Source organism: Trinickia mobilis (assembly GCF_017315705.1).
Taxonomy (GTDB): domain Bacteria; phylum Pseudomonadota; class Gammaproteobacteria; order Burkholderiales; family Burkholderiaceae; genus Trinickia_A; species Trinickia_A mobilis.
Map to the genome: position 1 here is coordinate 56,037 of NZ_JAFLRF010000026.1, position 16,893 is coordinate 72,929.

At 66.6% G+C, this 16,893-nt stretch carries 16 protein-coding genes, 1 other RNA gene and 1 riboswitch; of the genes, 9 read left to right on the plus strand and 8 right to left on the minus strand.

What is annotated here, in order from left to right; all coding sequences use genetic code 11:
• The first annotated feature begins 27 nt into the window (after positions 1–27).
• The 3 genes from cbiB to J3489_RS26555 are packed head-to-tail and all read left to right on the plus strand — an operon-like array spanning position 28 to position 2,952.
• Positions 28–969, plus strand: coding sequence for an adenosylcobinamide-phosphate synthase CbiB (gene cbiB / locus J3489_RS26545; RefSeq protein ID WP_207003158.1), 942 nt, complete (start codon positions 28–30; stop codon positions 967–969).
• Positions 962–2,017, plus strand: coding sequence for a threonine-phosphate decarboxylase CobD (gene cobD / locus J3489_RS26550; protein ID WP_207003160.1), 1,056 nt, complete (start codon positions 962–964; stop codon positions 2,015–2,017). The genes cbiB and cobD overlap by 8 nt, the downstream gene beginning before the upstream one ends.
• A complete protein-coding gene (locus J3489_RS26555; protein WP_207003163.1) occupies positions 2,014–2,952 on the plus strand; it encodes a cobalamin-binding protein in 939 nt (312 codons plus the stop codon). Before cobD ends, J3489_RS26555 begins: the two co-directional genes overlap by 4 nt.
• Before the next feature lie 69 nt (positions 2,953–3,021).
• Here the strand turns inward: J3489_RS26555 and cobC are convergent, their stop codons facing one another.
• From cobC to J3489_RS26585, 6 genes are all read right to left on the minus strand, one after another.
• Positions 3,022–3,633 carry an alpha-ribazole phosphatase gene (gene cobC / locus J3489_RS26560; protein ID WP_207003165.1) on the minus strand — a complete coding sequence of 204 codons (612 nt, stop codon included), beginning with the start codon at positions 3,631–3,633 and terminating at the stop codon, positions 3,022–3,024.
• Positions 3,618–4,376: an adenosylcobinamide-GDP ribazoletransferase gene (locus J3489_RS26565; RefSeq protein WP_207003217.1), complete on the minus strand. Its 759-nt coding sequence runs from the start codon at positions 4,374–4,376 to the stop codon at positions 3,618–3,620. Before J3489_RS26565 ends, cobC begins: the two co-directional genes overlap by 16 nt.
• 52 nt (positions 4,377–4,428) lie before the next feature.
• Positions 4,429–5,484: a nicotinate-nucleotide--dimethylbenzimidazole phosphoribosyltransferase gene (cobT, locus tag J3489_RS26570; RefSeq protein WP_207003167.1), complete on the minus strand. Its 1,056-nt coding sequence runs from the start codon at positions 5,482–5,484 to the stop codon at positions 4,429–4,431.
• Between the two features lie 153 nt (positions 5,485–5,637).
• Positions 5,638–6,495: an ABC transporter ATP-binding protein gene (locus J3489_RS26575; RefSeq protein WP_207003169.1), complete on the minus strand. Its 858-nt coding sequence runs from the start codon at positions 6,493–6,495 to the stop codon at positions 5,638–5,640.
• Positions 6,492–7,526, minus strand: a complete 1,035-nt coding sequence (locus J3489_RS26580; protein ID WP_207003171.1) for a FecCD family ABC transporter permease — start codon at positions 7,524–7,526, stop codon at positions 6,492–6,494. The genes J3489_RS26575 and J3489_RS26580 overlap by 4 nt, the downstream gene beginning before the upstream one ends.
• Positions 7,527–7,601: 75 nt before the next feature.
• On the minus strand, positions 7,602–9,560 hold the full coding sequence (locus tag J3489_RS26585; RefSeq protein WP_207003173.1) for a TonB-dependent receptor plug domain-containing protein: 1,959 nt from the start codon (positions 9,558–9,560) through the stop codon (positions 7,602–7,604).
• Between the two features lie 124 nt (positions 9,561–9,684).
• Positions 9,685–9,933: riboswitch (cobalamin riboswitch) on the minus strand.
• Between the two features lie 207 nt (positions 9,934–10,140).
• On the opposite strand from J3489_RS26585, the gene J3489_RS26590 reads away from it, so the two are divergent.
• From J3489_RS26590 to J3489_RS26610, 5 genes are all read left to right on the plus strand, one after another.
• Positions 10,141–10,497: an ATPase gene (locus tag J3489_RS26590; protein WP_207003175.1), complete on the plus strand. Its 357-nt coding sequence runs from the start codon at positions 10,141–10,143 to the stop codon at positions 10,495–10,497.
• Entirely contained in the window at positions 10,494–10,808 is a 315-nt protein-coding gene (locus tag J3489_RS26595; RefSeq protein WP_207003177.1) for a cell division protein ZapA, read from the plus strand. The genes J3489_RS26590 and J3489_RS26595 overlap by 4 nt, the downstream gene beginning before the upstream one ends.
• 227 nt (positions 10,809–11,035) lie before the next feature.
• Positions 11,036–11,217, plus strand: a non-coding RNA gene (gene ssrS / locus J3489_RS26600) — 6S RNA.
• 113 nt (positions 11,218–11,330) lie between these two features.
• A complete protein-coding gene (locus J3489_RS26605; protein ID WP_207003184.1) occupies positions 11,331–11,789 on the plus strand; it encodes an EVE domain-containing protein in 459 nt (152 codons plus the stop codon).
• Positions 11,790–12,166: 377 nt separating this feature from the next.
• A complete protein-coding gene (locus J3489_RS26610; RefSeq protein ID WP_207003233.1) occupies positions 12,167–12,898 on the plus strand; it encodes an SIMPL domain-containing protein in 732 nt (243 codons plus the stop codon).
• A 96-nt stretch (positions 12,899–12,994) separates the two neighbouring features.
• On the opposite strand, the gene lgt is transcribed toward J3489_RS26610, so the two are convergent.
• Together lgt and J3489_RS26620 are read right to left on the minus strand one after the other, a co-directional pair.
• Positions 12,995–13,900, minus strand: a complete 906-nt coding sequence (lgt, locus tag J3489_RS26615; protein ID WP_207003185.1) for a prolipoprotein diacylglyceryl transferase — start codon at positions 13,898–13,900, stop codon at positions 12,995–12,997.
• A 117-nt stretch (positions 13,901–14,017) separates the two neighbouring features.
• Positions 14,018–15,013, minus strand: a complete 996-nt coding sequence (locus tag J3489_RS26620) for a LysR family transcriptional regulator (RefSeq protein ID WP_309491428.1) — start codon at positions 15,011–15,013, stop codon at positions 14,018–14,020.
• Positions 15,014–15,166: 153 nt separating this feature from the next.
• Between J3489_RS26620 and ilvD the strand changes: the two genes are divergently transcribed.
• Positions 15,167–16,840: a dihydroxy-acid dehydratase gene (ilvD, locus tag J3489_RS26625; protein WP_207003186.1), complete on the plus strand. Its 1,674-nt coding sequence runs from the start codon at positions 15,167–15,169 to the stop codon at positions 16,838–16,840.
• The last annotated feature ends 53 nt before the right edge of the window (positions 16,841–16,893 follow it).

Here is a 16,893-nt window from a genome sequence, read left to right on the forward strand (position 1 = left end):
GCTTGGGGCGGCCCGGCGCGTACTGACATGCTGACGCTTTCGCTGCCGCTCACCGCCACCCTCGCGACCGCCGCCGTCGCGCTCGACCAGTGGCTCGGCGAACCACGCACGGCGCACCCGCTCGTCGGCTTCGGGCGCGTCGCGCAGCGGCTCGAAGCGCGCCTCAATACGGGCCGGCGCGGCCGGCCGTTCGGCATCATTGCGTGGTGTGCGGCAGTGGTGCCGCCGGCGGCCGTCGCCGCATGGCTCGTCGCCGTGCTGCCGTTTGCGCTCGCGTGTCTGGTGCACATCGCGCTGCTCTGGTTCGCGCTCGGCGCGCGCAGCCTGCGCGACCACATCGAGCCGATCGCGCGCGCCCTCATCGCAAGTGATCTTCCCGAGGCGCGCAAGCTCACCGCGCGGATCGTCTCGCGCGAGACCGAGCACGCGGACGCAGGAGCGCTCTCGCGCGCCGCCGTCGAATCGGCGCTCGAAAACGGCAACGATGCGATCTTCGGCGCGCTCTTCTGGTTCGCGATCGCGGGCGGCCCCGGCGCGCTCGCATTCCGCCTCGCGAATACGCTCGACGCAATGTGGGGCTACCGCACGCCGCGCTACCTGCGCTTCGGCTGGGCTGCCGCGCGCTTCGACGACGTGCTGAACTGGGTTCCGGCCCGCCTCACCGCCATGAGCTACGCGCTGCTCGGCGATACGTTCGCCGCGTGGCGCTGCTGGCGCAACCAGGCCCGCCTGTGGGACAGCCCGAACGCGGGGCCGGTGATGGCCGCGGGCGCCGGCAGTCTGAACGTGCTGATCGGCGGGCCGGCGGTCTACCACGGCGCGATCGAGGAACGTCCGACGCTCGGTGAAGGACGGCCCGCGTCGCCCGCTCATGTCGGCGCTGCGCTGATGCTCGTGCAGCGCGCGGTCTTTCTCTGGCTCGCGGTGCTCATCGTGATGGCGCTGCTTGGCGTATCGATACATGGCTGAACGCAACCTTCAACCCGCGCCGCGCACGATCGTCCACGGCGGCAACCTGCACGAAGCCGCGCGCCGCTACGGCATCGCATACGAAGCCTGGCTCGACCTGTCGACCGGCATCAATCCGCACGGCTATTCCGTGCCGCCCGTGCCCGCCGATGCGTGGCGGCGGCTGCCCGACGAAGGCGATGCGCTCGCCGGATGTGCGGCGCGTTACTACGGTGCGCCCGGGGTCGAAAACGTGCTGCCCGTCGCCGGCAGTCAGGCCGCGATTCGCGCGCTGCCGGCGCTGCTGCCGCGCGCGAGCGCCGGGGTCGCGCCGCTCGCTTACGGCGAGTACGCGCCGGCCTTCGAGCGCAACGGCCATCGCGTGATGCCGCTCGATATCGGCCGCGCGGCGCTGCCTGCGGATCTCACCCACGTCATCGTTGCGAATCCGAATAACCCGACGGCGGAACGCTCGAGCACGGCGCAACTGCTCGGCTGGCATGCGCAACTCGCTGCGCGCGGCGGCACGCTGATCGTCGACGAAGCGTTTGCGGATGCGACGCCGGCTGAATCGCTGGCGCCCCATGTTCACCGGCGCGGCCTCGTCGTGCTGCGCTCGGTCGGCAAATTCTTCGGGCTTGCCGGCGTGCGCGCCGGGTTCGTGCTCGCCGAGCCCCGATGGATCGACATCCTGCGCGATACGCTCGGCGCGTGGACCGTCGGCGGACCGTCACGGCATGCGGTGTTGGCCGCGTTCGCAGACCGTGACTGGCAGCATGCGATGCGCTCGCGGCTCGCCGACGATGGCGCCCGTCTCGCCGATTTGTTGCGCGAACAACGATTTACCGTGCACGCGACGCCGCTTTTCGCGTGGACTGCCGATTCGCGCGCCCACGCGCTGCACGAAGCGCTCGCGCGGCGCGGCATCTGGACACGCTATTTCGCGGCGCCGTCGAGCGTGCGCTTCGGCCTGCCTGCGAGCGAAGCCGAATGGACGTGCCTCGCCGTTGCGCTGCGCGAATGCGTCGAAGCAATCGAGAACACCGGCAACCCGCACGCCCAATCATGATCCGCGTCGCTACTCGCGGCCGCACGGCCAAACCGCTCCTGTTCGCACTCGCGCTGGCGCTGGCGTTTGCATCGCACGCGCACGCCGCCATCACCGTCACTGACGACGCCGGCGCCGCCGTCACCCTTGCCGCACCCGCCGAACGCGTGATCAGCCTCGCGCCGCACGTCACCGAGATGATCTACGCGGCAGGCGGCGGCGCAAAGCTGGTCGGCGCGGTGTCGTACAGCGACTACCCGCCCGAGGCCAAGCAAGTGCCGCGCGTCGGCGACAACAAGGCGCTCGACCTCGAACGCATCGTCGCGTCGAAACCGGATTTGATCGTCGTCTGGCGGCACGGCAATGCGCAGCAGCAGCTCGACAAGCTGCGCGAGCTGCACGTGCCGATGTTCGTCAGCGAGCCGCGCAAGCTCGACGACGTCGCGACCGATCTCGTCAGGCTCGGCGCGCTGCTGGGCACGCCGCAAGTCGCGAACGCGGCGGCCCGCGCGTATCGCGCGCAAATCGCGCAACTCCGGGCGCGCTACGCGGCGCGAGCGCCTGTCAGCGTGTTCTATCAGGTTTGGGACGATCCGCTCATGACGCTCAACGGCGAGCACATGGTGAGCGACGTCATCAGCCTATGCGGCGGACGCAACGTGTTCGCGCAACTTGCGCCGCTCGTGCCGACGGTGTCGACGGAAGCCGTCCTCGCGGCCGATCCGGAAGCGATCGTGACCGCGAGCGCAGGCGCAACCGCACCCGACAAGCCACTGCCGGGCCTCGACAAATGGCGCAAGTGGCCGAGCCTGACGGCGGCCGCGCGCAACAACCTGTTCGCCATCGACGGCGACCTCATCAACCGGCCCGCGCCGCGCATCGCGCAAGGCGCGGCGCAGCTTTGCGAAGACCTGGAGGTGGCGCGCTCGCGACGGCCGCAAAATGCGGCGCGCTGAGACAGGCCGGCGATAACGGCGTCCGCTCGAGTCGAGAATAGACAAGCCTGGGATCGGCGAGAACAGGCCCTACGCATTCCAGCGCACGAGCGCCCACTGCCCCGACAGCGGATCGCGCCGCAGCCACACGATGCCGGCCATCTCGAGCGTCCATTGCAGGCACTGTTCGAGCGGCACGCGCAAGGCGAATGACGCGATCACGCGCATGACGCCCGCGTGTGTCACGACATGACACGATGCGCCGTCCGTCGTCGCGAACGACGCGAGGCGCCCCTCGACGCACGTATCGAACCACGCGCGCACCCGCAAATCGAACTGCGCGACGCTCTCGCCGCCGTGCGCGCGCGCGTGCTGCAAATTGCCCGCCCATTCGTCGAGCTCCGCGCGGTCGATGTCGTCCCAGCGCTTGCTTTCCCAAGCGCCGAAGTCGATTTCCTGCAAGCGGGCGTCGAGCGTTTCCGCACAGCCGTAACGTTGCGCCAATAGCGCGGCAACGGTCGAACAGCGCGTCAACGGACTCGACCACAGCGCTTGCGGACGCGGCGCCTCCAGCGTCGCAAGGCGCGCGGCAAGCGCGTCGGCCGACGTGGAGGCGTCGCTCGCGAGCGGCACGTCGGTCCTGCCGTAGCACACGCCGGCGTCGATCGCGGGCGCCGGATGGCGAATCAGGATGAGATCCATCCGAGCATGACCAAGTAGACCGCGAGTTCGAAGATTTGCTGTGCGAAGCCGAGGCAATCGCCCGTGTAGCCGCCGATGCGCCGCACGAAGTAGCGGCCGAGCAGCACGCGCAATACGATGAGTGCGCCAAACGCGGCGCAGCCCGCGCGCCAGTCGGGCCAGAAGAGCCACGGCAGGCCGAACGCCGCCGCGCATCCGAACGCCGGCAGCGACATGCGCTGCGCGACCGGCTTCGCCTTCCCTTCCGGCCTCACGTAGTCGAGCGTCACGAGATAGCTGACTGCCGTGACGCGGCTCGCCGCGTGCGCGGCAATCATCAGCCACGCCGCGCGCGACGGCGGCAGCGCAGCGAGCGCTTGCCATTTCAGTCCGAGCGCGATGACGAGCGCGATCGCGCCGAACGCGCCGATGCGCGAGTCGTGCATGATGCGCAGCACGTCGTCGCGCGCGTAGCCGCCGCCGAACGCGTCGCAACAGTCCGCGAGACCGTCTTCGTGAAGTGCGCCGGTGACGGCGAGCGTGGCCGCCATCGACAGCATCACCGCGATGCCGCCGGGAAACACGCGCAGCGCCGCGAGATACGTCAACGCGCCCACGCCGCCCACCAGCACGCCGACGAGCGGAAAGTAGCGCGCGGACGCGCTCAGATAGCCCGCCTCGAAGCCGACCCAGCGCGGCACCGGAACGCGCGTGAAATAGCCGAGCGCCGTGAAGAAGTAGCGGACTTCGGCGAACGGGTTCACCGGCGGCCTCTTGCGATTTTCAGGGCGCGCATCGGCCCGCCGCTCCACGCTGTCATCGCGCATCGCGGTTCGCGACGCCAGCCGATTCGAAGCTCGCCATCTCGTTGAGGAACGCGACCGCCGCACGCACGACCGGCAGCGCGAGCGCCGCGCCCGTGCCTTCGCCGAGCCGCATGTCGAGTGCGAGGAGCGGCTTCGCGCCGAAATGATCGAGCATGCGGCGATGGCCCGCTTCGTTCGACGCATGTGCGAACACGCAATACTGGCGCACCGCCGGCTCGAGCGAATCGGCGACGACGAGCGCCGCCGTCGCGATGAAGCCGTCGACGAGGATCGTCATCTTCGCTTCGGCCGCGGCGAGGTAGGCCCCCGCCATCATCGCGATCTCAAAACCGCCGAACGTGGCGAGCACGTCGAGCGGATCTGCGCTTGCGGGATGGTAGGCAAGCGCCGAAGCCAGCACGTTGCGCTTTTTGGCGAGCCCCGCGTTGTCGAGCCCGGTGCCGCGCCCGACGCATTCGTCGATCGGCGCGCCGCACAGCCGGCTCATCACGCACGCCGCGGACGAGGTATTCGCAATCCCCATCTCGCCGAAGCCGATCACGTTGGTGCCGAGCGCGGCGTGATGGCGTACGCGCGCAACGCCTGCCGCGAGCGCGGCACGGGCTTCGTCGATCGTCATCGCCGGTTCGTGCGCGAAGTTGCGCGTGCCGTTCGCGATCGGAATGTTGACGAGGTTCGGCGCATCCGGCAGCGGCGCCGCAACGCCTGCATTGACGACTTCGAGCGTGAGCCCGGCGACGCGGCTGAACACGTTGATCGCCGCACCGCCGGCGAGAAAGTTCGCGACCATTTGCGCGGTGACGGCCTGCGGATAAGGACTCACACCTTCGTGCGCGATGCCGTGATCGCCCGCGAACACGATCATCACCGGACGCTCGACGCTCGGATGCGTCGTCTGCTGGATCAGACCGATCTGTCGCGCCAGCGCTTCGAGCAGGCCGAGGCTGCCGGGCGGCTTCGTCTTGGTGTCGATGAGGTGCTGCAGCTCGGCGCGCAATGCGAGGTCGAGCGACTCGACAATGGGAAGAGGGATTGAAGCATTCATAGTCATGTCTGGATAAATTCGCATCTGGCCGGCACGACGCTGCGACCTAATGCATCGAGCGCCCATGCGGCCTTGTATCACGCTGCGGCCACCATACCTGGAGTTGCCCGGCCTGTTAATTCGGTAAAACCGCATGCGGCGCGCGCAGCGTCCTTAAAAAGGTTTCGACGCACTCGGCGGCCCGGCTCGCAATGCCGGCACCAGCGCCTCGTGCCCGGCGTCCTCGATGAGCACGAGCGGATAGCCGAACGCACGGCTCGCGAGCACCGGGGTCAAGACATCGCGCACCGGTCCCGCATGCGCGGCGCCGTTGCCGTCCATCAGCAGAGCATGCGTGGCGAAGCGGCGCGCCAGATTCAAATCGTGACACGACAATATGACCGTGCGCGGCGGCGCCTCGACCCAGTGCCCGAGCATCTCGAGGCAGTCGATCTGATGATGCAGATCCAGATGCGCGAGCGGTTCGTCGAGCAGCAGCAACGGCGCGTCCTGGCACAGCGCGGCGGCGAGCGCGACACGCTGCCGCTCGCCGCCCGACAGCGAGAGCACGTCGCGCGAAGCGAAGGGCGCGAGGTCGAGCGCGTCGAGCGCGGCCTGTGCCGCGGCGCGATCGCCGTCGCGCTCCCAGCCCCAGCCGGACAGATGCGGGAAGCGATTGAGCAGCACGATATCGAGCACGCGTGCGCTGAACGCATCGCGAATGCTTTGCGGCATCAGCGCGCGGCGCTGCGCGAGCTTGACGCCCGGCCAGTCCGCGAGGCGCACGCCATCCATTTCGACATGCCCGTGCGCGCCGCGCATCAAACCTGCGAGCGTCGAGATCAGCGTCGTCTTGCCGGCGCCGTTCGGGCCGGCGATGCACCAGATCTCGCCGGGATAGAACGTGTGCGTGAAATCGTCGAGCAGCGTGCGGGCGCCCGCGCGCAGCGTCAGACGCTGCGCCGACAATTGCGGCGCGCGGCCGGTCGCATCGAAGCGAAAAGCAGAAGTCAAAGCAGCGCGCACTGTCATCGCGGCCTCGCGAGCAGCATCCAGAGAAACACCGGGACGCCGATCAGCACCGTGATGACGCCCACCGGCAATTGCGCCGGCGCGACGACGGTGCGCGCGACGAGGTCGGCGCCCATCACGGCAACCCCGCCCGCGAGCGCCGACGCGGGCAGCAGCATGCGCTGATCGTTGCCGCAGGAAAGCCGCAACGCGTGCGGCACGACGAGCCCGATGAAGCCGATGGTGCCGGCGGTCGTCACTGCCGCGGCCGCGGCTAGCGACGCGACCAGATACACGCGCAAGCGCAGCCGCACGACGGGAACGCCGAGCGCCTGCGCGGCCGCATCGCCGCGCAACAGCACGTTGAGCTGCGGCGCAACCGGCACGACGGCGGCGAGCGCAATGGCCAGCGCGGTCATCGCGGGCCACGCCGTGCCGACGCCGTTCAAGTCTCCGGTCAGCCAGAAAAGAATGCCGCGCAGATGGCTCTCCGGCGCGAGCGACAAGAGCAACGTGATGCCCGCATACCACCCGGCCGCGATCACGGCGCCGGTCAACAGCAAACGCGGCGACGCATCCTGCGGCTCGCCGCGCCACAGTTCGCGGCGCGCGAGACCGAGCACGAGCAGGATCGACACGAACGCCCCCGCGAACGACGCGGCATCGACCCACCACCACGCCCAGCCCGCCATCATCGCGATCACCGCGAACGTTGCCGCGCCGCCCGAGACGCCGAGCACATAGGGCTCCGCGAGCGGATTGCGCAGCAGCACTTGCAAGAGCGCGCCCGCCAACGCGAGCAGCGCGCCGCATGCGAAGCCCGCCAGCGCGCGCGGCAAGCGCAGCGTCCGCACGATCTCGCCGGCCACGTCGCCGTCACTGGCGGAAGAATGCAGCAGCGCCGACAGCGCCCGCTGCGGCGAAACAGCCACGCTGCCGAGCCCGAGCGCCGCGACGAACACCGCGAGTGCGAGCGCGCCGAGCACGAGCCAGATCGCCGCCGCTCGCTTCGCGGTCATGCCATGCGGCGACATGAGCCGCGCGCGGCTCATCGCGCTTCGCTCGCGCGACACCGCAAGGCCGCTCGCAGCCGCATGCCCATGCCGCCGCCGGCAGAAGCCGACGCATCATTGCTGCTGCCAGCCCACCGTGAGATACGCGCCGCGCTTCGGCGTGTTGTACGTATACGCAGTTTCATAGTTCTGGTTCAACAGGTTGTCGATTTTCGCGCTGACGTACCACGCTTTCGTGATGGTGTAGCGCGCCGACAGATTGACGACGCCATAGCCGCCGAGCTTCACGCCGCCGATATCGGTGCTCGGCCCGCTCACGATCCACTCGCCGCCGACGCGCCAGCCGCCGATCGTGCGATTCGCCGTGAACGACGCGAAGCGGCGCGCGCGGCGCACCAGGTCGGTATCGTTGTCCTCATCCATCGGGTTCTGCACGGTAAACGCGGCGCGCAGACCGGTCTTGCCGACGTGACCGCTCCACGATCCTTCGAGCCCCTGCACCTTCGCGCGCCCGACGTTCTCCGCGAGAAACACGCCGGGCGAAACCTGCGGATACTCGATCAGATCCGTGTAGCGCGTCTGGAATGCGGTGAGGCGCATCACGCCCACCGCGTCGGACGCATATTGCAGCGCCGCCTCGACAGCATGCGCGCGCTCCGGCCTGAGCGACGGATTGCCGCTGAACGGAAAATACAGGTCGTCGAAGCTCGGCGCGCGAAACGCGTCCGAGTAGCTTGCATTCACCTTCCAGCGCTCGGTCAAATCGTAGCCGTAGCCGAGATAGTAGCTGTTGGCGCCGCCGAAATCCGAATACTGGTCGCGCCGGATGTCGGCTTGAATCTGGCTGTTGCCGAAGCGTCCCGCGTAGCCGAGAAAACCGGAGTTCACATGGCGATCGGGCGCCGCGAACGTGTCCGAATCGAGGCTTTGATCGAGATGCTCGAAGCCGAGCTGCACTGTCTGGCCGCGAGCCAAGAGGAAATCGTTTTGCAAGGTGTACTGACGATTGTCCGTGTCGAACCGGCCGTTGTAGACGCCGTTGGTCTTGTCGATCGCGCGGTCGTCGCCTTCGGCGACGATGAAATGCGTCGTCCACCAGTCGGTCAGCTTGCCGTTCGCGAACACCGACGCCTGACGGACCTTGCTGTACAGATTGTTGATGTCGGCCGGCAACCCGAACGCGTTGTCGAAGCTGTCGTTGCCGTTCGACTGGAAGTAGCGCACGCCCGCGTCCCATTTGTCGTTGAACTGGTGGCGCAGCGACGCCGATACGCTCTCGTTCAAGTAGCCGTTTGCGTTCGGGTTCGCGTTGGGTGCAAGCGCCGGGTCGATCGACGAGAAACCGTCGTCCTTGCTGCGCGCGACCGTGAAGCTGAAGGTCGTCTTGCCGTCTTTATCGAGCGCGCCGTCGACGCCGGCCTGCTGCGTCTGCGTGTGATAGCTGCCGTAGCCGACCGAGAAATTGAAACGCAGCGGATGATTGCCGCCATCCTTCGTGAACACCTGCACGACGCCGCCGATCGCCCCCGATCCATACAGCGCCGATACATTGCCGTTCACCACCTCGACGTGATCGACCTGGCCGAGCGGAATCTGCGCGATCTGCGCCTGCGCGAGACTCACCGAATCGACGCGCACGCCGTCGACCAGCACGAGCGACTGCGTCGACGATGCGCCGCGCAGCATCAGCGTCGCCGTCGAACCGGGCCCGCCGTTGCGCACGATCTGCGCGCCGGGCGCGAGCTGCAGCAAGCCGGGCAAATCGGTGGCGGCCGTGTCGGCGATGTCCTGCCGATCGAAGCTCGAGGTCTGGGCAAGCGCGTCGGCGAGCCGCTGCGGTCCGCGCTGCGCGGTGACGACCACCGGGTTGAGCGTGGTCTCGGCGGTGACATCAGCGCTTGCTGCGCCGTCGCCGTTGTTGGTCGAATGGCCGCTCGATTCGGCGGCCGGCGGGTTCGCGTTCGCCGTCGAATCGGCAGCCGCGGCCATGCTGGTTGACGCGGGCTGGGCGAGCGCCGCCAGCGGCAAGCCGACCAAGGCAAGCAGCGCCGCGCGCGCGATGGGCGTGGACATCTTGTGGTTTTCCGGTAAATGACGTGCGCGGCCCGCTTCCCCGCAGGCCGACGCATAACGAGCGCAGTGCTGGCCGGGCCGGCCGATCTCGCACCGGTGTACGGAGCGCGCGGCTGACACGGGCGACTGCCCTCTCCCTTTGGCCGGTATCCGGGCTGGCGACACATCGATCCGCCTTCCCGCGCATTGCGCAGTGGCATTGCGCCCTCTTCTCGAAGGGCGTCTGGATCGACTTGCAAGAATCGGCGATGCGGTCGCTTACCGTTGCGGGGGCAGCACAGGTTGGCTCGTCCTGGCGGACTGCGCGTCCTGTTTCCCGTTTAACTGCACGCGCCGGCGGGCGCGTGCGGGCACCAAAGTGCCGCAAGTGTAGGAGCGGGGTCGTGAAGCGTCAAGAATCGTCAAGCCCCCATTTCGCAGGGGTTTTTCGTGCGACGACGGCGCCGCGAAAACCGGCGCGCGGTGACGCTCGCGCGCGTTTTGGCGGCAAGAAGCGATGCTGTTACGTCTAGAAACGAGACAATTATCGGAAAGTCCTTTAAACCGCGCTAAAATGCGGGGTCTTTAGAGGACGCAGCACATGCTCAACGAACTCGAAACACTGTCACAGAATATAGGCCGGCTGATCGCGATCAATGAGCGCCATCTGCAGGCCCGTCACGCGCTTGAAGAACAACTCGCGCAACTGCGCGCGGAAAACGAAGTGGCCCGTGCGGAGCTTGCACTGCTGCGCGAAGAGCGCAACACGCTGCAAGCGGAACGCGATGCGCTGTCCGCGAAGATCGACGACGCCCAGGTGCGCTTGAACGCCATTCTGGAAAAGTTGCCGCGCGCAAAGGCGCAATACGAACCGGATAGTCAGCTCGATCTCCTTGCCTCCTCGCAGCAGGAGGATGAAGAACACGGCGAATCCACCCGACACGGAGAAAACGCATGACGACCAAGCAGATCGACGTCTCGATTCTTGGCCAACCCTATCGCCTTGCGTGCTCGCCCGAAACCGAAGCCGCGCTGCTCGATGCCGTGGCACGCGTCGATTCGGAAATGACGAAGATCCGCACGAACAGTTCCGTGCGCGGCACCGACCGCATCGCCGTGATGGCAGCGCTGTCGCTCGCATCGGAATTGCTTAAGCTGCACGAGAGCGTTCGTCACGGGGAAGCGTTTCCCGCCGAGGAAATCCGGCGTACAATGCATCAGATGAACGAGCAGCTCAACGCAGTCATCGAGCAGCACGGAATGCAGTAACCGCAGTGTCAAACAATGTCGAAAGCAGCATGCGGCATCGCAATGCGGACGAATTAAAACGCTTGCCAACCATGCGGTGCATCCAATAAAGTTTCGATCACTAGCTGGCGGCAACGTCGGCCACGATTCAGCAAGCGTCTTAACGATCGAGCGAAAGTCTTTCGCGAGTTTCAAGAGAGTTTTAAGCGAGTTGCAAGTTAAGGCGCTGGATTGCAAAAGTTTTAGCAGCTTCCCTGCCTGGTTCGCCAAGGTCATATATTCCTTGAACCAATGCCATGTGCACGGTTGCGGAAATTTGTAGCACGGGCGTGCGCGTCACTCTGTCTGATGTACCCGAAGTGCTGCTAACTGCGACCAATTCTGAACGTCAGGTTCAGGATGCCGGCCTAGCGGCTAAGGCGGGGACCTATTCAACGGCATCGGATGTCCTCCGGTGCCGTTTTCATTTGGGGCCGCCCGCGTAGGGGGCCCGCCTAGGGGGCACTGTCCAGGCCGAGCCGACAAGCCAAGAAGGGACGAACCATGCGCTACTGGCTGATGAAGTCCGAACCGGAAGAAGCAAGCATCGACGATCTCGCCAACGCCCCCAAGCAAACGCTGCCGTGGACGGGGGTGCGCAACTATCAGGCGCGCAACTTCATGCGTGACACGATGCAGATCGGTGACGGTGTCCTGTTCTATCACTCGAGCTGCCCGGAACCGGGCATCGCCGGCCTCGCCGAAGTTGTCTCGACGGCCTATCCCGACCCGACGCAATTCGATAAAAAGAGCCCGTACTTCGATCCGAAGTCGACGCAGGAAACGCCGCGCTGGATGCTCGTCGACGTGCGTTTCGTCAAGAAGACGCCGCTCATTTCGCTCGCGGCGCTGCGCGAACATCTCGAACTCGCCGATATGCGCGTGCTCGCAAAGGGCAATCGTCTGTCGATCACGCCGGTAACGGACACCGAATGGCGCTTCATCACGAAGCGGCTCGCCTAACGCGCCGGCACTGTGTCGAGCGCACACTCCAATTAGGGAACTAAGCCGGCGGCGCACCCGACTAACCGGGCTCGCAAGCGTCGTGCCATACCATCGACATGCATACGCATTGCCGTTGAGCCGTACGCTGCCGCTGCGATTGCACCACGCGCTCACCAAGCGCTCACTATCCACCGCGGCACCAGACCGCTTCGCTTCTAGTGCGTTCGAACGCGCAAGCGCTTCTCGAAGGAGTCGATATGAACCACCCCCACGCTCACACTCGTTCGCTGTCGACCGGAGTTAGCGCTTTAGCGCTTACTCCGGTCCCATGCAAAGCTCCCCTCGAGGGGGCTGATGCCTCCCTTGGGGCGGCCCGGCAGGAGGCATCCATGAAAATGAAAAGGAAAACCGCCGTCGCGCTCGCCGCTGCCGCTTTTGCATTGCCCGTCGCCCTCTCGCTCGCGCCCGCCGCGCACGCCGATACGGTCGTCATGCAAAACCAGCCGGCCGGCGTGCTGTCGCTCTCCGCGCAAGCCAGCGCCGACGTGCCGCAAGACGTCGTCAACATCACGCTCTTCTACGAGCAGGAAGCGAAAGACCCGGCCTCGCTCACCGATGCGCTGAACCAGCGCGCCGACGCCGCATTGAAGCAGGCGAAAGGCGTGAGCGGCGTGACGGCGCGCACCGGCTCGTTCTCGATCTATCCGTCGACAGACCGTGACGGCCGCATCTCCGCGTGGCGCGGCCGCACCGAGGTCGTGCTCGAATCGCGCGATTTCGCCGCCGCCTCGAAGCTCGCGGGCCAGATGAGCTCGAACATGCAGGTCGGCAACGTGGCGTTCTCGCTGTCGCCGGAAGCCCAGCGCGCAGCGGAGGAAAAGCTGAGCGCCCAGGCGATTGCGTCGTTCCGCCAGCAGGCGACTGCGTCGGCACAGGCGTTCGGCTACAGCGGCTATACGATTCGCGAGGTCAAGGTCGGCCAAAACGGCATCCCGCCGCGGCCCATGATGATGAGCATGCGCGCGCCGGTGGGCGCCGATGCGAAGGCGGCCGCCCCGGTACCGATCGAAGGCGGCACGTCGACGGTGACCGTCAACGTGTCCGGCTCGGTGCAGATGACGCGCTGAGCGCACGTTCTCGCAGCACTCGCGCTATGAAAAACGCCGGCAAATGCCGGCGTTTTCGCATTCAGGCGCGGATCGGCCCGCGCCTCAATTCGCGACTCAATTCGCGCTGACAGGCTGCGACTGCGGGCGCCGCCCACGACGATACGACCAGACGAGCAGGCCCACGCCCGCGATGATCATCGGCAGCGACAGCCACTGCCCCATCGAAAGCCCGAACGCCAGGAGGCCGAGATAATCGTCGGGCTCGCGTGCGAATTCGACGGTGAAGCGCGCGAGACCATAGCCGATCAGGAACACCGCCGATCCCGCCCCGACCGGACGCGGCTTCCTCGAGAAGAACCACAGCACGAGAAAGAGCGCAACGCCTTCGAGCGCGATCTCATACAGCTCCGACGGGTGGCGCGGCAGCATGTGGTAGTGCGCGTAGACCTCGGCCAGACTCCATTTCGCCGCCAGTTGCGGATGCGTCGCGAGCCACGTGGCGTCTTCGTTCGCGGCAGTCGGGAACATCATCGCCCATGGCGCGTGGGGATCGGTCACGCGGCCCCACAGCTCGCCGTTGATGAAGTTGCCGAGACGTCCGGCGGCGAGCCCCGCCGGCACCATTGGAGCGACGAAATCGGTGACCTGCAGCCACGTGCGCTTGCGCCGGTACGCGAACAAGATCATCGCGATCGTCACGCCGAGAAAGCCGCCGTGAAACGACATGCCCCCTTCCCAGACTTTGAAGACATCGAGCGGATTCGCGAAGTAGTAGCTCGCCTTGTAGAACAGCACATAGCCGATTCGGCCGCCGAGTATCGTGCCGAGCACGCCGTAGAACAGCATGTCGTCGATGTCCTTCCGGGTCCAGCCTTGCGCGGCGACGTGCGGCAAGCGCAGCCGCAGCCGGCCGACGACGATCGCCATGATGAACGCCACCAGATACATGAGGCCGTACCAGCGCACGGCGAGCGGACCGAGATGAATCGCAACGGGATCGAAATTGGGATGGATGAACATGAATCAGTGTGAACCAGAGAGGTATCGGTGCGGGACGCCCGTAATGATGTCATAAAAGCCCTTACATCACCGGCACGGTCAGGCGCAGCAGGACCATCAATCGCACCAACTCACCCGCTAACGCGAGCGGGCACGCCGCCTTGACTCGCCCGGTTCTTCGACGACTGCGGCATGGGTGCGCACGATGTCGATGAAGCCGGCCAGCACGGGGCTCACCTCCGCAGTCCGCCACACGAGCCCCGTCTCGACGACCGGCACCGCCTCCGCGAGCGGCCGGTACACCACCCCCGTGCGCCGCAGATTACGCAACGATTGCGGCACCAGCGCGACCCCCATCCCCGCGGACACGAGACTGACGATCGTCTGCATCTGGATCGCCTCTTGTCCGATGCGCGGCGTGAGTTTGGCCGCGTCGTAGCAATCCATGATGATGTCGTAGAAGCCCGGCGCGAGACGCCGCGGGAAAATGACGAGCGGTGCGCCGGCGAGTGCGTGCAAACTTACGGGCTCATCGTCCCAGTCGGCGAGCGGGCCGGTGCCGAGCGGGCCGGTGCCGAGCCGGCAGCCCGCCTGCTCGGCGGCTTCGGTCGACATCGCGATCACGAGCGGTTCGCGCGCGATCGGCAAATAAGAAAGCTGCGCGGCATGGCGCGGCGGCAGCGGCGGAATGACGAGACCGGCGTCGATGCGGCCCGCCACCAGCTCGTCGATCTGCACGTCGCTCGTCGCTTCGGCGAGCTGCAGCCGCACGCGCGAATAGCGCGCGCCGAAATCGCGCAAGAGACGCGGCAACAGCCCGTAATCGGCCGTCGAAACGAACGCGAGCGACAGCACCCCCGCCTCGCCTCGCGCGAGACTTTGCGCGAGCGGCCTCAAGCCCTCGGCGCTCGCGAGCAGCCTGCGGACCTCGGGCAGCAGGTCGGCGCCCACCGCCGTCAACTCGACCGAGCGCTTCGTGCGCGCGAAAAGCTCCACGCCGAGCGTCTCCTCGAGCGCGCGAATCGCCTGCGAGAGCGGCGGCTGCGTCATCGACAGCCGCGCCGCGGCCCGCCCGAAGTGCCGCTCCTCGGCGACCGCAACGAAGTAGCGCAACTGGCGCAGATCCGGTGTCACGACTCCCTCCTCTGATATGTTTTTCGACCTAATAGACGATCAATAATATATTGGACACGCGTCAAGAGAAACTGCATTCTTTGCCGACGCGCACTGGCCGCTCGTTCGAGCGCTAGACCAGATCGCCGGATCAAAACAAACCGGAGTCCCCCCATGCCTTACAACCGTCGCTCGAAAAACGTCACGCAGGGCGTCGCGCGCTCGCCCAACCGCTCGATGTACTACGCGCTCGGCTACCAGAAGGAAGATTTCGACAAGCCGATGATCGGCGTCGCCAACGGCCACTCGACGATCACGCCCTGCAACGCCGGCCTGCAGCGCCTGGCCGACGCGGCGGTCGCCGCGGTCAAGGGCGCCGACGCGAACCCGCAGGTCTTCGGCACGCCGACGATCTCCGACGGCATGTCGATGGGCACCGAAGGCATGAAGTACTCGCTCGTGTCGCGCGAAGTGATCGCCGACTGCATCGAGACCTGCGTGCAAGGCCAGTGGATGGACGGCGTGGTCGTGATCGGCGGCTGCGACAAGAACATGCCCGGCGGCATGATGGCGCTCGCGCGCATCAACGTGCCGAGCATCTACGTGTACGGCGGCACGATCCGCCCCGGCAACTGGAAGGGCCGCGACCTGACGATCGTGTCGTCGTTCGAGGCCGTCGGCGAATTCACGGCCGGGCGCATGTCGCAGGAAGATTTCGAAGGGGTCGAGAAAAACGCGTGCCCGAGCACGGGCTCGTGCGGCGGCATGTACACCGCGAACACGATGAGCTCGTCGTTCGAGGCGCTCGGCATGTCGCTCCTGTACTCGTCGACGATGGCGAATCCGGACGACGAAAAGGTCGATTCGGCTGCCGAATCGGCGCGCGTGCTCGTCGAGGCGGTCAAGAAAGATTTGAAGCCGCGCGACATCATCACGAAGAAGTCGATCGAGAACGCCGTGGCCGTCATCATGGCGACCGGCGGCTCGACCAACGCCGTGCTCCACTACCTCGCGATCGCCCACGCGGCCGAAGTCGACTGGACCATCGACGATTTCGAGCGCATGCGCAAGAAAGTGCCGGTCATCTGCAACCTGAAGCCGTCGGGCGACTACGTTGCGACCGATCTGCACAAGGCCGGCGGCATCCCGCAAGTGTTGAAGATCCTGCTCGACGCGGGCCTTCTGCACGGCGATTGCATGACGATCACCGGCAAGACGATCGCGGAAGAGCTGAAGGACGTGCCGAGCAAGCCGCGCGCGGATCAGCAAGTGATTTTCCCGATCGACAAGGCGCTCTACAAGCAAGGCCACCTCGCGATCCTGAAGGGCAATCTCGCTACCGAAGGCGCGGTCGCCAAGATCACGGGCCTCAAGAACCCGGCGATCACAGGTCCGGCGCGCGTGTTCGACGACGAGCAAAGCGCGCTGCAGGCGATCCTCGACGACAAGATCAAGGCAGGCGACGTGCTCGTGCTGCGCTACCTCGGCCCGCAAGGCGGCCCCGGCATGCCGGAAATGCTCGCGCCAACTTCGGCGCTGATCGGCAAGGGGCTCGGCGAATCGGTCGGCCTCATCACCGACGGCCGTTTCTCGGGCGGCACCTGGGGCATGGTGGTCGGCCACGTGGCGCCGGAAGCGTTTGTCGGCGGCACGATCGGTCTCGTGCAGGAAGGCGACTCGATCACGATCGATGCGCACAAGCTGTTGCTGGAATTGAATATCGACGATGCGGAACTCGAGCGCCGTCGCGCCGCGTGGAAGCAGCCGGCGCCGCGTTATACGCGCGGCGTGCTCGCGAAATATGCGGCATTGGCGGGCCCGGCGAACAAGGGCGCAGTGACGGGTTGAGGGTGTCTTGCGCGACGAGCGCGCCGGTTGACGGCGCTCGTCTCGCGAATCGC